The following is a 15,039-nucleotide window of genomic DNA, read 5'->3' as shown; positions in this document are numbered from 1 at the left end:
GCTTATCACCATAACATAGGGGTTGATCTCTGTTCCGTTTTAACAAATATCACTCCTTAATTTAAGTAAATAACCAATACTATGCAAAAGCTTTAACCAATTTAACCAACTCAACCTATTCAACTTATACTACATTATCTAATATTAAAAAAAAATCAAAGTTCATAAAAAAAGCAGGAACTTTGATTTTCGACATTATTTCCTAGGAAATTAACGATGATTAATATAATGGATTTTTTCTTGCTCACGTAATTCGACACGGCGAATTTTGCCTGATGTAGTCTTTGGTAGCTCAGTAACAAACTCAATAGCACGAGGATATTTATAAGGGGCTGTTAAAGTTTTCACATGGCTTTGTAGTTTTTTAATAAGCGTTTCATCACCAACTACACCATCAGAGAGCACAACAAATGCCTTCACGAGATTTCCACGAATTTCATCTGGACTCGCGACTACGGCAGTTTCTTTTACCGCTGGATGCTTCAATAACGCATCTTCTACCTCAAATGGGCCTATCGTATATCCAGACGAAATAATAACATCATCCCCACGTCCTTCAAACCAAAAATAGCCATCTTCATCTTTATATGCACGATCTCCTGTAATATACCAATCGCCTCTAAATTGTAAATTTGTACGTTCGGGATCGTTTAAATATTTCTTAAATAACGCGGGTGATTCACAGTGTACAGCAATATCTCCAACTTCTCCAATTACAGTGGGATTTCCAATATCATTAATAATTTCAACAGTATTACCCGGAGTAGGCTTACCCATTGAGCCCATTCTAGCCTCCATCCCTACCATTGTTCCAACAAGTAATGTATTCTCTGTTTGTCCATAACCATCACGTACTTGTAAATTAAAGACTTCGGAAAATACTTTTATCACTTCACTATTTAAAGGTTCACCCGCTGACACAGCCTGACGTATCGTACTTAAATTAAAGTCTTGCAAATTTTCAAGACTTGCCATAAATCTGTATTCGGTCGGTGTGCAACACAGAATATTTATATTAAATTTTTCAAGCAATGCAAGGTATGTTGCCGCATCAAAGTGACCTTTGAAAACAAATGCTGTTGCACCACTTCCTAAAGTAGCAAGGAACGGAGTCCAAATCCATTTTTGCCATCCTGGTGCTGCTGTAGCCCAAACAATGTCACCTTCTTGTACACCTAACCAATTTGGAGCAGTAGTTCGCAAGTGCGCATAACCCCAGCTATGTGTATGAACCGCTGCCTTTGGATTGCCTGTTGTACCACTCGTATAAGCTAAAAATGCAATGTCTGTACTCTTAGTCGGCGTAGAACTTATGTAAGTCGTCGGTTGATTTTGCATTTTTTCAAGCAGCGGCTGCCAAGGTTCCTGTGCATGACCAATGACAAATTGCTGTATTTCTTGTAATTTCCCCACATTATCGAATTGTTCAATATAAGGCTCAAATGCTACAACGCCTTTTGCATCGGCATGATTGATTCGATATTCAATATCCTTAGTTCTCAGCATTTCTGAGCTAGGTATAATGATTAAGCCTGCCTTTAAGGCAGCAATATAGACGATATATGCTTCAACTGATCTGGGCACCATGACCAAAATAACATCACCTTTTTTTAAACCTTGAGATGTAAATACATGTGCTGCCTGGTTCGCCTTTTCAAGTAAAGCTCGATATGTTAAGTACTGAATTTCCTCATCTTCGTTATAAACTAATAATGCATTTTTAGTAGAATCCTGTGCATATTTTTCAATTTCCTCTGAAATGTTATACCATTCTGGTGCGATTAAATCTTCTCTTTTCATGGCAAATGCCCCCTTTTGTACGCTCATTATAAAACTCAATTTTTATCATTTTCAATGGAATTCACTCCAATTCATTAAAGTCGTGACAACTATCATGTTCTGCTATATGGCATCAGTCACGTATTAGTACTATCAATTTCGACTTAGCTTTAGTGCCGTTTTCGCAATGAAGAAAAAAACTCCCTATTGAACACGAGTGAATAATATGGTACATTTTGGTCAACTAAAAGCAAGATTGCAGGGGGACTCATTTAGAGTTGAGAAGGTAAAACCTGACCCTTTGAACCTGTTAGTTAATACTGACGTAGGGAGCAACTCACATCTATTTACTGATGAAAGGCTCTTTTGCGTGTTTTTTTCTACACGAAAAAGAGCCTTTTTTGCACGCTTACGTCCATCCAACAAGGAGGACTTAAAATGGTATTTCATACTATCCGTAAACAAAATCCACTTATTCATTGCATTACTAATTATGTTGTGGCTAATTTTCAAGCAAATGGCTTATTAGCAATAGGCGCTTCACCAGTTATGGCAGATGACAGTCATGAGGTTGAAGAAATGGTCGCAATTTCCTCAGGCTTATTGATAAATATCGGTACCCTTAACGAGCGAATGAAAGAATCAATGTTACTTGCTGGAAAAAAAGCAAATGCCCTTGGTATTCCCGTCATTTTAGATCCTGTTGCTGCAGGTGCAACAACTTACCGGAAACAAACGGTACAACAATTACTTGAGGAAATAAATTTTGCGGCTATTCGTTGTAATATCGGAGAGCTTGCAGCTATAGCCGATGTAGAATGGCAACAAAAAGGCGTAGATAGTGGGAGTGGTTCAATTTCTTTAGAAGTTGAGGCACAAAAAGTAGCTCAACTCTACGATTGTATTGTTATTGTGACCGGTGAAAAGGATTTTATTACTGATGGCGAACATCAGCAATGGGTTACAGGTGGAAATTTTCAAATGACAGAAGTTACTGGAACAGGTTGCTTATTGAGCGCCATTTGTTGTGCATCCTACGTCGCAGGAAATAAACCATTCGACCAATTGGTAGAAACATTATCGCTTTATAAAAAAGTGGCTGAACAAGCCGCTTCTTCTACTTCATACATTGGCGATTTTCAAATTGCAGTATTGAACGAACTACATCGCCTTTCCAAGGGTGGTGAACAATAATGCATATTGTAACAACAATTGCTGGTTCTGATAGTGGTGGCGGTGCAGGCATACAGGCTGATTTAAAAACATTTCAGGAATTAAAGGTGTTTGGAACGTCTGTTATTACAGCTTTAACCGCTCAGAATACACTTGGTGTATCGGATGTCTTACCAATTGAAGTTAGTTTTGTTGAGAAACAACTCCAAGCGCTAGTCGAGGATTTTTCAATAAGTGCCGTTAAAACCGGAATGCTGTTTTCCTCTGAAATAATTCAATCAATTGCACAGATTTTAGCTGAAAGAAATATTCCGCTTATAGTAGATCCTGTCATGATTGCAAAAGGCGGTGAAAGTTTATTACAGCAAGAAGCAATTGAGGTATTACGCAGTTGTTTGCTTCCTTTAGCAACAGTCGTAACACCGAACATTCCTGAGGCAGAAACCCTTTCTGGAAGGACAATCAATTCTTTAACAGATATTAAAGAAGCAGCTAAGGTCTTATTACTAATGGGCGTTCAATGCGTCATTATTAAAGGCGGTCATTTAGAGGATAAATGTTATGCTACTGATTATGTATTTTTCCAAGATGGTCGATCATTTTCCATGCAGTCCACTCGTATTGCAACAAAAAATACGCATGGTACAGGCTGTACGTTTTCCGCTGCATTAACTGCTTTTATTGGTCAGGGACTACCTTTAGAAGAAGCGATTGAGGAAGCTAAAAAATTTATTCAATTAGCAATAACTCATAATTTATCTATTGGTAATGGCCATGGTCCTACAAATCATTTTGCTTATCAAAACTTGAAGGATTCCTGTGAGGTGATTATTCATGAAACGTGACGATCTACAGCTATATTTTATAATGGGTACAGGTAATGTTTTCAAACAAGAGCCATTAAACGTTTTAGAGAAAGCTCTGCAATCTGGAATTACTATGTTTCAATATCGTGAAAAAGGACCAAATACATTAACTGGGCAAGCATATGAAGATTTTGCTCGCAAATGTCAAAAGCTCTGTCAACAGTATGATGTTCCGTTTATCGTCAACGATGATGTCGAGCTGGCTATAAAACTTAGAGCGGACGGTATTCATATTGGGCAAGAGGATTTTCCTGTGTCGACGGTGCGTAATAAAATTGGCAATATGATTTTAGGTGTTTCTGTTCATTCACATGCTGAATTACAAACTGCTCTACAATATGGTGCTGATTATGTAGGAATTGGTCCGATTTTTTCAACCACTTCTAAAAGTGACGCCAATCCTCCTAGTGGGACTGATTTTTTACAGCAAGTTAGGATACAATATCCTGAACTCCCTATCGTTGCAATTGGAGGCATAAACTGCTCGAATGCTCCTACGGTATTTAAAGCAGGTGCGGATGGAATAGCAGTTATTTCTGCCATTTGCCAAAGTGAGGATATTTCAAATACAGTCTCTACATTTAAATCATTTGTAGGATAAAGTGAACGTTTTTACCCCACTGATTATTAGTCTTCACCAATCGGATTTTTACGGGCAGTTAGCCTCACCTATTTCTTTGCTCTCATTGAATTGAAATGGGAGGACCTAACGTTTCTCTTTTGATATAGATAAATTACTGCCCGTTAATACGGGATAAAAATTAAAAAATTTAAACAAACTAAAACCAGTGCCTTTTACGGTCACTGGTTTTAATTTTTTGCTGATTAAGCAATTATTGGTTGTTTGGCATACCTTTTAATTGTGATTCAGCCATTTGTACAAGACGTTTAGTGATTTCACCGCCAACGGAACCGTTAGCACGAGCTGAAGCGTCAGCTCCTAATTGAACACCAAATTCTTGTGCAATTTCGTATTTCATTTGATCTAGAGCGTACTCTACACCAGGTACTGCAAGTTTGTTTGAACTGCGATTTGTTGAAGTCATGTGTCTCTCACCTCCTTGTGAATATAGAATGTGCGATATTAGATTTTTAATACAAAAATTTTAAAGGTAAATTGTACCTCCGAAGGAAATGAACAAAAAAAAGCCAACTCAAGACTTTGAGTCGGCTCATTAGCTTACGAAATCGCAAGTTTCTTCTATAGAAGATCTGCAAATTTATCGGCTTCTTGCTCTTTTTTCGGGAAAATATAAACTTCACGGTTTTTCACTGCTCGTTCGATTAGTTCATCAAAATCCGAGAAGCTTTCATAATGCTCAACCTTTTCAAGCTTTGGCTTTGTTTTTGGACTTGCTGGAGTAAAAATTGTACAACAGTCTTCAAATGGCTGGATAGACGTTTCGTATGTGCCTATTTTCTCTGCAATATCGATAATTTCTAATTTATCTGATGAGATTAATGGACGTAAAATTGGTGTGTTAGTTACGGCATTAATAGCTGTTAGACTTTCAAGGGTTTGACTCGCTACTTGTCCAAGACTTTCACCTGTAACAATTGCTAGCGCACCAATTTCTTCACGTACTTTGTCAGCAACTTTTAGCATCATTCGACGAGTTGTTGTCATCGATACATTAGAAGGTACTTTTTCTTTAATAAGAACTTGGATTTCAGTGAAAGGAATAACATGTAAACGAATACTAGCGCCAAATTTCGTTAATTCATTAGCAAGCACCTTTACTTTTTCCAATGAATTTTGGCTTGTATAAGGTGGACTAAAGAAGTGAATCGCTTCTAAGCGCACTCCTCGTTTCATCATTAAATAACCAGCAACAGGACTATCTATTCCACCAGAAAGCATTAATAAAGATTTACCATTCGAACCTACAGGCATTCCACCTGCACCTGGAATAACTTGTGCCATCATATATGTTGCGTCATGACGCACTTCTACACGAAGTTCGATATCAGGCTTTTTCACCTTTACTGATAAATTTTGATATTGTGGTAATACATAACCACCGATTTCGCGTTGAATGGCATGTGATTCTAATGGAAATGTTTTATCAGTACGCTTTACTTCTACTTTAAAAGTAAGCTGCTCATTTTTAAATGTATCCATAATTGTTATAGCAAGTTTTTTCATGGCCTCCATGTCTTTTTCACATGCTGCCACTGGACTAAATGATTGGATACCAAAAATTTTAGGTAATCCTTTTAATAGAACGTCCATTTGTGTTTCATCTTGAATGGCGATAAACATACGGTCGCGCTCTGTACGAATGTGTAAATGCCCTAAATCTGCAAATGCATGACGAATGTTCTCACGTAAACGACGAATAAAATCCATCTTGTTGCGACCTTTTGTAGAAAGCTCTCCATATCGAATTAAAATTTCTTTCCAAATCATTTTTAAAATTCTCCTTTAAGTTCCATCAATACTTCATCTAACACTTGTTTAAACTTTACTATATCTTCATTTGTTACATGTGCGCCAAAACTTATACGAATAACACCCTTTTTAAAGTGCTCATCAATATTTAAAGCTTCAACAACATGGCTTGTTTTTGTCTGTTTCGATGAGCACGCACTCGATGTCGATACAATTACATTGCGTTTTTGCAATGCATTAATAATGACTTCACCTTTTAAGTCGCGAATACTAAAAGATAAAATATGTGCCGCACCTTGTGGGGTTGATAAAATATGCGCTGCATCTCCATAGCCACGTAGTTGCGTGCATATTTCTTCATTCCATTGACGATATTTTTTTGCACGATCATTCATCGTCTCTACTGCTATTCGGGCTGCTTTAGATAAGGCTACTGCTTGCGGTACAGCTACTGTTCCACTACGCAAACCAAACTCCTGCCCTCCGCCAAGTGCATATGGTTGCCATTTCATTTTTTTACGAAATGCTAGTACACCTGAACCTTTAAAGCCATGAATTTTATGGCCAGAAATTGAAATACAGTCTGGTCCATCATCATCGTTAAATGATATCGGTAACTTTCCAAAGCTTTGTACAGCATCCACGTGAAAAGCTGCGCGACTTGATTCATGAATAATTTTTGCAGCTTCAAAAATTGGTTGGATAGCACCCATTTCATTATTTACATGCATCATACTTACTAAAATGGTATCCTTGCGCACTTTTGTACGAAGCTCCTCTAAAGAAATAACTCCATTTTTATCGGCTTGTAAGTATTCAACATCAAAACCCTCTTGCTCAAGTTGCTTAACAGCTTCTAGAACAGATGGATGTTCAACTTCAGTTGTTAAAATATGATTTCCTTTATGTGTATTGCTACGTGCTAAACCAAATATAGCCGTGTTATTGGATTCAGTACCACCTGATGTAAATAGCACATTTTTTGCTTCTGTCTGCAAAATATCTGCTACTTGCTCACGTGCACGCATTAACAATTCGTTTGATTCAACACCCATTGCATGAATGGAAGCAGGATTGGCATAATACTGCTCATTCACTGCCATAAATGCTTGCATAACCTCTTTTAAAGGTTTTGTTGTTGCACTGTTGTCTAAATAGATTGTATTAACTTCCATTAATATTCACACACTTTCAAAACGTTGATTTAACGGTATTTATCATAACGCAATCTTCAGCAATTGACTACTAACTTTAACAATTATCCTAATTTAATCACTTATTTGTTTGCTTTTAATGTGAAAAACCACCCATTAAGAGTGGCATATTAAAATTTACTATGAACGTTTCCTGAGTATAAAAATTTGGGTTTTGCATTGTTAGGCTTATTACTATAACGTGAAGTTGATTTCCGTTCCGGCTGGGCGCTTTGTAGCTGTCGCTTCGCTTTCGCTACAGAAAACATTTGTTGCTGTCGCTTCGCTTTCGCTACAGAAAACAGTTGTTACTGACGCTTCGCTTTCGCTCAGAGCAGAGCTTCCTGGGGGCGTCCGATGAGCCGCTTGGGGCAACAGGATGTTTTTTGCGCGAAAGCGTAGTGCTAACGTAGCGTCAGCAGCAGGATGTTTTTTGCGCGAAAGCGTAGTGCTAACGTAGCGTCAGCAGCAGGATGTTGGTCACGAAGGCGTTATCACAGGACGTGATGCTTTTAGCCTTCGTTCCTCTATTGCTGATCCCCAAGGAGTCGCCCAACCTCCACTCCAATCAACTTATATACATGACATATGCTTTAAATAAATGCCATCCTCAACTTTCAGCAGCCATATTTATACTATATTTTACCACCATATTGAAGGCGGACTTCACCACAATATACCTTAGTCAACACGCTTATTTTTAACCTTTTTTCATTGTTATAAATTCTGTTGAAGCTGTAAATTCCATGACTTTTGTAAAACCTAATTTTTCATAAAGATGAATGGCTCTTGTATTAAATGTAGCTACTGTTAAACGAATAGGACTATGATTTTCTTGTTGTAGCTGATTTAAAATAAATGAAAAAAATTCTGAACCGCAACCTTTTCCTGTTAGCTCAGGCTTCATCCCTATCCCCACATCAATGCACTCGTCTAAATACGCACCATAATCACGTCCTTTAGGTACTTGTGCTGATGTTCCTGTACAGAAAAAACCAACTAGCTCTTCTTGATCATTGACAATTGAATAATACGGACTTTCAAGAATTTCTTTTAGAGATTCATCGCATAGATCATTGTTATAAAAATCATATGGTTCTTCATATTTCCAATTCAAAATATCAGTCGCAAAAATTTCATTCATTTCCCGAATATAAAATTGCATTATGACCACCTCTATTAGTTTTTAATCAAAATCGTAGTGAGACATCATGTGAAGCTTCCCGCTCCATTTCCCTTTTATCACGAATGCGTAGCTTCCTCAAACATTTCAAGGCGCTAAAATCGTAGGTTTAGAGAAATTTTGCATCTTAATAACAAAACTGTCTAAAAAGTAATAACTATACCTTTTAGACAGCTGATGTATTTTTTTATTATACTTGACTATTTAGTTATTGTTTCTCTGCTACAAGTTCTTGAATTCGCTTTAAAGCACCTGGCTCCATTTCTTCAACTGCCGTTCCAGCCTCTTCTAATGCCTTGGAATAGCGGAATTGATTAAAGGATTTTTCTGCTTCTCTTAAACGAGTATGCAATTTTGGATTTGTTGCACGATGACGATTACCATACTGAATAATACGTTCAATCAGCATTACATTTTCAATCAATTCATTCGCCTTCGCTTTTACATCCTCTACGCAAAGTGTTGCAGCATTTAAATTGTTATGGACTGTTCCCATATTGAGTGGTACCTCTTGAAGGCTTTGCATAACTACATAAATATGCTCTGCTGCCTCATCTAGACGGGCATCCATCTCTTCAGGAATACCTGGAATATTAGCCTTATTCAATAGCCGATCTGTTTCTTGTAACGTTTTCTTTAAGCTTTCTACTTGTGCACGAGCCTTGTTTTCATCAATTCGGAGCTTCTTCATCGTATTTGATAAATGGCCTTGCTCCTCATGAATATGTTCAAGTTCCTCGTTAATTTCAATCAATTCTTCCTGCAAACTTGAGTATGCGGATTTTTCCTCTCTAACACGCATCGCTAATAAATCATAGCGACGTTGTAAAGCCTCTAATTGCTTTAACGCAGCTTTTGGAATTTCTGCATCTTTTTCATTTAAACGGTAGCTTTGCTGCACAAAAGTTGCTTCATCACTTACTAATCTTGTTGAACTAATAACATTAGTAATTGAGCTTAATAAACGATCACAATTTTGGTCAACATAATTTTTAGCAATAACTTCTTTTTCAAGTAGATCGTAAAAGTGATCAATCTCTTCATTTATTTCAGCTACACGTGGTTTAACAACGGTTAAATTAAGCTCTGCTAATTCATTTTTTAATGTCGCAAATTCTTCATCAAATTTATCGAACCCCTTAGTTAGCTCTAAATGCTGTAAATAGTAGGATTGCTCCTCCATTTCACGCTGGCCACTACGTAATTCCTGTACCGCGCCTGGTAGTTTTACTTGCAATTCAGTCAAAATTGCTGGGACATCATTAATATATTCAAATGTCTGTTGTGATTCTTGATTCAAGCCAATAACAATTTCTCGAGCCTGCAAATAATTCCCTTCGCTAGTAAGCACATCGAATTCCTCAAACTTTTGAACAAACATCTCCAGCTTTTTCTCCAGAGCCGGTAATGCTACACCAAATGAATGTTGGTGAGCTAACAATGTTTTACGTGCAGAGCGATAGTATTCTTTTAATTGTTCAATTTCAATACGATTTTTTTCTTCGCTGCCAATTAATTCATTTAGTTCTTCTAAGATTTTATCTTTATCTTGTTCACATTTTTGAATGTAATCTTCTATCTCACGTTCAATTAACGTTGCTTTCTTAAAACGAAGTCTATTGATTTGATCCTCTGCATCAAATAAAAGTGAATCAATTTTTGTCATATGTACATCGATGACTTCATCCCAGCTATTTCGCCATCGTTCAAACATCTCTTCCGTTTCACCGTTCATGTTCAAAGATTTAACTTTTGAAATTTCCTCATTTATGGGATTGTTTTGTATTTGTGATTTTTCATTTTCAAGTTTAGCAATGATTGTTGTATGTTTTCGTCGCATCATAAATCCTACTATCGCTAAAATTAATAGTAGGATAACCGGAATGATGATATACTCCATCGTAAGCCTCCTATTCTACAATAAACGAATTGGCTAGTTGTATTTATTATATACTATGTTATCGCCTTTTGTACTAAAATTTGAGTGTTTTTTATGTATTTACGCCTTTCAAGAATAACACCTACTTAAATTCTGAACAATTTGCGCAAATAAAAGTGTTTGATCCAAAAGCTAAAGGAGTGGTAATTTTATGAAATGTGACGGCCATGTTCATAGTCCGTATTGTCCACATGGTACTTCTGATTCATTTAAGCAATATATTGAAAAAGCAATTTCTCACAACTTTACAGATATTACCTTTACAGAACACGCACCATTACCTTTGAATTTTACTGACCCTACACCTCAGCAAGATAGTGGTATGAATCCAGAATTTTTAATGCCTTATTTTGAAGATTTACAGTGCCTTCAAAAGGAGTACGCACAAGACATTCGCATTCATATCGGTCTTGAGGTTGACTATATTCAAGGCTTTGAACAAGAAACTCGTCAATTTCTTGATACATATGGACACTTTTTAGATGACTCTATTTTATCAGTCCATTTTTTACAATGGCAAAATATCTTTGAATGCATAGACTTTTCTCCAGAAAGCTTTATGGCTTTTTCAAAAAAAGTGGGCTCTATTGAACAAGTGTATAATTTATATTACGATACCGTCCTACAATCCATTAAAGCAGATTTAGGGCAATACAAGCCTAAACGCATTGGGCATCCTTCACTTATTCACAAATTTCAATTAGCACATAAAATGAAAATTGATGATTCTACGCGGATTCGAGAAGTATTAGATTTAATGAAAGCAGAAGGCTATGAGCTAGATTTAAATAGCGCTGGTTTAAGTAAAACATATTGTCAGGAACCTTATCCACCATTTACCTTTATCGATTATAGTAAATCTATTGGGCTACCAATTGTTTTTGGTTCAGATGCTCATAGTGTTGCTGATTTACATCAACACTATAATGTTATATATCCAAAATAAATAACTTTCAAACGAGGTGCTATTATGTTTACACAAATTAATTATGAAGGGCCAATTGCCGAGCAATATAATACATTAGCAAAACAGTTAGATGCCCTACTTACTGGAGAAAGCGATCGCATTGCTAATTTAAGCAACGCCTCTGCTTTACTAAATCAATTCCTACCGAACATTAACTGGGTTGGTTTTTATGTATTACAGGGGGATGAACTTGTATTAGGGCCATTCCAAGGCTTACCTGCCTGCGTCAGAATACCAATTGGACGCGGAGTTTGTGGAACAGCTGTAGGCAAAGCAGAAACTATAGTGGTAAAAGACGTACATGACTTCCCAGGGCATATTGCTTGTGATGCCGCATCCCAATCCGAAATTGTTATTCCCTTAATAAAAGAAGGACAGGTCATCGGTGTTCTTGATATCGACAGTCCAATCACAAACCGCTTTTCAAAGGAAGATCAAGAGGGGTTAGAGGTATTCGTAAAAACCTTACTTCTCCATTTATAAAAAATACCCTGAAATGATTTATTGTCATTTCAGGGCATTTCAGCGCATAAGGCTGATGTTTTATTTTCAAAACCAACTTTTTTTATTACATTATAAATTGTTTTGATAAGATCGATCATGAATACAAAATCGATTTTTACCACTGTTTTTCGCTTCATAAAGCGCTGTATCTGCATGTAGGAAAACAGATTGAAACGCTGGATGGTACTGTTCGTCCCATGTTATGAGACCTGCTGAAATAGTCACCTGAGGATCTGTTGTATTTGGAATTATTGCAACGATTGTTGCTGCTAATTCGATTGCTTCTTTCTCATCAATATTTGGGATATACACAGACATTTCTTCTCCACCCCAGCGTGCACAAATACCACGAACTCCAATCATTTCTTTTAACTGTACCGCAATTTGCTTAAGAATCTTATCACCAATTTGGTGACCATACGTATCATTAATGCGTTTAAAATTATCAATATCAATGAGTAAGAACATCCCTGATTGATCATTTTTAAGAGACTTTTCTACATATTGGTCTAAATAACTTCTTGCATATAATTTCGTTAAATGGTCCAAATCTACCATTTCTTGAAGTTGATTACGTAGTATTGAGTTTGCAATTGCTAAAGAAGAGTGATGGATTAATGATTGCATTAATTTAAAGCTATCAAATGAAAAGAAATATGGCTCCTTGTGTAACACAATACTAAAGCCATTAATTTTTTCTTCCATTAAAATCGGGATTGCCATAATTGAACGATATTCAATTTGATTAGGGGTTAATCGACTGAAATCGGCAATAAATAGTGGATCGTTGGAATGTTCAAAATGATGTTCAACATGTTTTATATATGTTTGACCCTTCTCTGCATTGAAAAAGGCTGTACTCGCATCCGTCACTTTAAAGGTGTCATTATGTTTAAAAGCGAAACAAACTTCCATTGGTTGAAAAGATTTCATTAACTGTTTTTGGAGGAAAAGTAACATTTCATTTATGTCAATCCTCATATTTAAACGATGCGATGTTTCATTGATGAGTTGTAAATCACTTACAAGGCGATGTGATTGATGATATAATTTTGCATTTTCTAGTGCATTTCCAGATGCTTGTGCTAGCATTCGTACAAAATCTTTTTCAGTCGTTGAAAAAAGATATGTTGTAGGTGCACTTACTTGTAAAATACCATAAATAGCTTGTCTCCCTTTTATAGGGGCGTTTAATAATCGACAATTCAAATCGCTTGCAAGCTCCGTCGTCAGCTCTCCTGAGACAAAAGCCTCAATTGTCGCAGGTCTTTCAGATAAGTAATCAAATAGCTTAATATCGATAGTCGTATGGCGGTCTTGATCATTCGATAGTATAAGCTCCACATTAAACTCCGGGAAATTATCCTTAATATTTTTCAAGACATTTTCTAAAATTAAATCAATATCCATAGTGGAATGAAATAAATCTGTCATATTGTACAATTTTCTATATTGGTCTTCATTCACTTTTACTTCGAAATTTTCTCTAATGATCTGAAAAGCCTTCGTGAGCGTTTCGACAAAATTTTCTCCGTAATCCGAAGTCATAAAGTCTGTCCAAGCATCGGTTGCCTCAACGAGTAGCACACCAATTGGATTTTTGCCTTCTGCTTGTAAAAGCACCATATCTGTCATCATCGTATATGCTTCTTTTTCTTTTAATATATAAGGGACTTTTACCAACTTCTGTTGATAAAAGCTAGCTTCAATCATTAACCATGACACAGCATTTAGTTTTGTTTCAATTGTTACAGTAGCCATTTCTTCAACAGGTATTAAAGAATTACCTTCTAAACCGAGAAACGCCACATTTACAATTCCAAAGTGCTTCTTTAGACACCGTTCTAATGGGTGAAAATACCCATTAAAACCGGCTTGTTCCTTAGAACTCACCCAAATGCTCAAAACATCTGATTTTATATATTTTAGCGTTTGTAAATGGTCTGTCATGAAATCACCTTTTCTATATAACGTCCAAATCAATACTATTAACTTATAGTATAGTATACATAATTTGTGTCATTTTGACTATGTTATTCTATTTTACTTTTACATTTTACATTCCACACTGTACCATTAACTACTCTTATATATCGAAATATGTATAAAGAGGAAATTTATACTATTACACTTTTACGAAAATAGTTAGTCTAATAATTGACGTCTATGTAATAAGCCGTTACAATGGAGTTTGTGTAAAATAAACGCAGCAGTGGTATGAGCTTATTACTGTATTTTATTCCTCTATTTTATTTAGAATAACTAAACAGATTCTAAACAAATAGACGGTGTATTGCGTAACCTAACGGCTGCATAGGCGAAAATACATGAAAATAAAATACGTATAAGAATGGGTACTACTGGTTTTTGTTTTACAACAAAAAAACCAAATTTAAAGGAGGAGACAACAATATGTCTCGTTATACAGGTCCATCTTGGAAATTATCACGTCGTCTTGGTATCTCACTAAGCGGTACAGGTAAAGAAATCGAAAAACGCCCTTACGCACCAGGTCAACACGGTCCAAACCAACGCAAAAAATTATCAGAATACGGTTTACAACTTCAAGAAAAACAAAAACTTCGTCACATGTACGGCATGAACGAACGTCAATTCCGTACTCTATTTGACCGCGCTGGTAAAATGAAAGGTGTACACGGTGAAAACTTCATGGTTCTTCTTGAAACTCGCCTTGACAACCTAGTTTACCGTTTAGGTTTATCTCGTACTCGTCGTGGATCTCGTCAATTAGTAAACCACGGCCACATCTTAGTAGATGGCAAACGCGTTGATATTCCTTCATACAGCGTAAAACCAGGTCAAACGATTTCTCTTCGCGAAAAATCTCAAAACCTTGCTGTAGTAGCAGAAGCAATCGAAGTAAACAACTTCGTACCTGACTACTTAACATTTGACGCTGACAAAAAAGAAGGTACATTCACTCGCCTTCCAGAGCGTTCTGAATTATCAGCTGAAATCAACGAAGCATTCATCGTAGAGTACTACTCTCGTTAATTAAATTGCTCTGCAAAGAGTAGTTTAG

General features: G+C 36.4%; 13 protein-coding genes and 1 riboswitch. Of the genes, 6 read left to right on the top strand and 7 right to left on the bottom strand.

What is annotated here, in order from left to right:
* Positions 1–210 precede the first annotated feature (210 nt).
* Entirely contained in the window at positions 211–1,800 is a 1,590-nt protein-coding gene (mbcS, locus tag ACIQ7T_RS02290; protein WP_402868360.1) for an acyl-CoA synthetase MbcS, read from the bottom strand.
* A gap of 229 nt (positions 1,801–2,029) precedes the next feature.
* Positions 2,030–2,128, top strand: a riboswitch (TPP riboswitch).
* A gap of 89 nt (positions 2,129–2,217) precedes the next feature.
* On the opposite strand from mbcS, the gene thiM reads away from it, so the two are divergent.
* Genes thiM through thiE form a run of 3 tightly spaced genes read left to right on the top strand, consistent with a single transcriptional unit; the run spans position 2,218 to position 4,419 of the window.
* On the top strand, positions 2,218–2,973 hold the full coding sequence (gene thiM, locus ACIQ7T_RS02285) for a hydroxyethylthiazole kinase (RefSeq protein ID WP_370075719.1): 756 nt from the start codon (positions 2,218–2,220) through the stop codon (positions 2,971–2,973).
* The gene (gene thiD / locus ACIQ7T_RS02280; RefSeq protein WP_402868358.1) at positions 2,973–3,797 is read left to right on the top strand and encodes a bifunctional hydroxymethylpyrimidine kinase/phosphomethylpyrimidine kinase; all 825 of its coding nucleotides are present in this window, start codon (positions 2,973–2,975) and stop codon (positions 3,795–3,797) included. The genes thiM and thiD overlap by 1 nt, the downstream gene beginning before the upstream one ends.
* The gene (gene thiE, locus ACIQ7T_RS02275) at positions 3,787–4,419 is read left to right on the top strand and encodes a thiamine phosphate synthase (protein WP_402868356.1); all 633 of its coding nucleotides are present in this window, start codon (positions 3,787–3,789) and stop codon (positions 4,417–4,419) included. The genes thiD and thiE overlap by 11 nt, the downstream gene beginning before the upstream one ends.
* A gap of 232 nt (positions 4,420–4,651) precedes the next feature.
* Here thiE and ACIQ7T_RS02270 read toward each other — a convergent pair whose 3' ends face one another.
* The 5 genes from ACIQ7T_RS02270 to ezrA all read right to left on the bottom strand — a co-directional run bounded on the left by ACIQ7T_RS02270 (position 4,652) and on the right by ezrA (position 10,486).
* Entirely contained in the window at positions 4,652–4,864 is a 213-nt protein-coding gene (locus ACIQ7T_RS02270; protein ID WP_049667479.1) for an alpha/beta-type small acid-soluble spore protein, read from the bottom strand.
* 155 nt (positions 4,865–5,019) lie between these two features.
* Positions 5,020–6,228, bottom strand: coding sequence for a tRNA uracil 4-sulfurtransferase ThiI (gene thiI, locus ACIQ7T_RS02265; protein ID WP_370075725.1), 1,209 nt, complete (start codon positions 6,226–6,228; stop codon positions 5,020–5,022).
* 2 nt (positions 6,229–6,230) lie between these two features.
* Complete coding sequence (locus tag ACIQ7T_RS02260) at positions 6,231–7,385, bottom strand: cysteine desulfurase family protein (RefSeq protein ID WP_370075727.1); 1,155 nt, start codon at positions 7,383–7,385, stop codon at positions 6,231–6,233.
* 718 nt (positions 7,386–8,103) lie between these two features.
* Entirely contained in the window at positions 8,104–8,568 is a 465-nt protein-coding gene (locus ACIQ7T_RS02255; RefSeq protein ID WP_370075729.1) for a GNAT family N-acetyltransferase, read from the bottom strand.
* Positions 8,569–8,794: 226 nt separating this feature from the next.
* Positions 8,795–10,486 (bottom strand): septation ring formation regulator EzrA, encoded by a 1,692-nt coding sequence (gene ezrA / locus ACIQ7T_RS02250; RefSeq protein ID WP_370075731.1) that lies wholly within the window; start codon positions 10,484–10,486, stop codon positions 8,795–8,797.
* A gap of 190 nt (positions 10,487–10,676) precedes the next feature.
* Between ezrA and hisJ the strand changes: the two genes are divergently transcribed.
* Together hisJ and ACIQ7T_RS02240 are read left to right on the top strand one after the other, a co-directional pair.
* Positions 10,677–11,471 carry a histidinol-phosphatase HisJ gene (gene hisJ, locus ACIQ7T_RS02245; RefSeq protein ID WP_402868353.1) on the top strand — a complete coding sequence of 265 codons (795 nt, stop codon included), beginning with the start codon at positions 10,677–10,679 and terminating at the stop codon, positions 11,469–11,471.
* A gap of 24 nt (positions 11,472–11,495) precedes the next feature.
* Positions 11,496–11,975: a GAF domain-containing protein gene (locus ACIQ7T_RS02240; RefSeq protein ID WP_402868352.1), complete on the top strand. Its 480-nt coding sequence runs from the start codon at positions 11,496–11,498 to the stop codon at positions 11,973–11,975.
* A 90-nt stretch (positions 11,976–12,065) separates the two neighbouring features.
* On the opposite strand, the gene ACIQ7T_RS02235 is transcribed toward ACIQ7T_RS02240, so the two are convergent.
* On the bottom strand, positions 12,066–13,946 hold the full coding sequence (locus tag ACIQ7T_RS02235; protein WP_402868350.1) for a sensor domain-containing diguanylate cyclase: 1,881 nt from the start codon (positions 13,944–13,946) through the stop codon (positions 12,066–12,068).
* 462 nt (positions 13,947–14,408) lie between these two features.
* On the opposite strand from ACIQ7T_RS02235, the gene rpsD reads away from it, so the two are divergent.
* On the top strand, positions 14,409–15,011 hold the full coding sequence (gene rpsD, locus ACIQ7T_RS02230) for a 30S ribosomal protein S4 (RefSeq protein WP_370075739.1): 603 nt from the start codon (positions 14,409–14,411) through the stop codon (positions 15,009–15,011).
* Positions 15,012–15,039: the final 28 nt, after the last annotated feature.

It is taken from the genome of Lysinibacillus sp. NPDC096212, from assembly GCF_044763105.1.
Taxonomy (GTDB): Bacteria; Bacillota; Bacilli; order Bacillales_A; family Planococcaceae; genus Lysinibacillus.
This window is presented reverse-complemented; position numbering and strand designations above follow the sequence as displayed.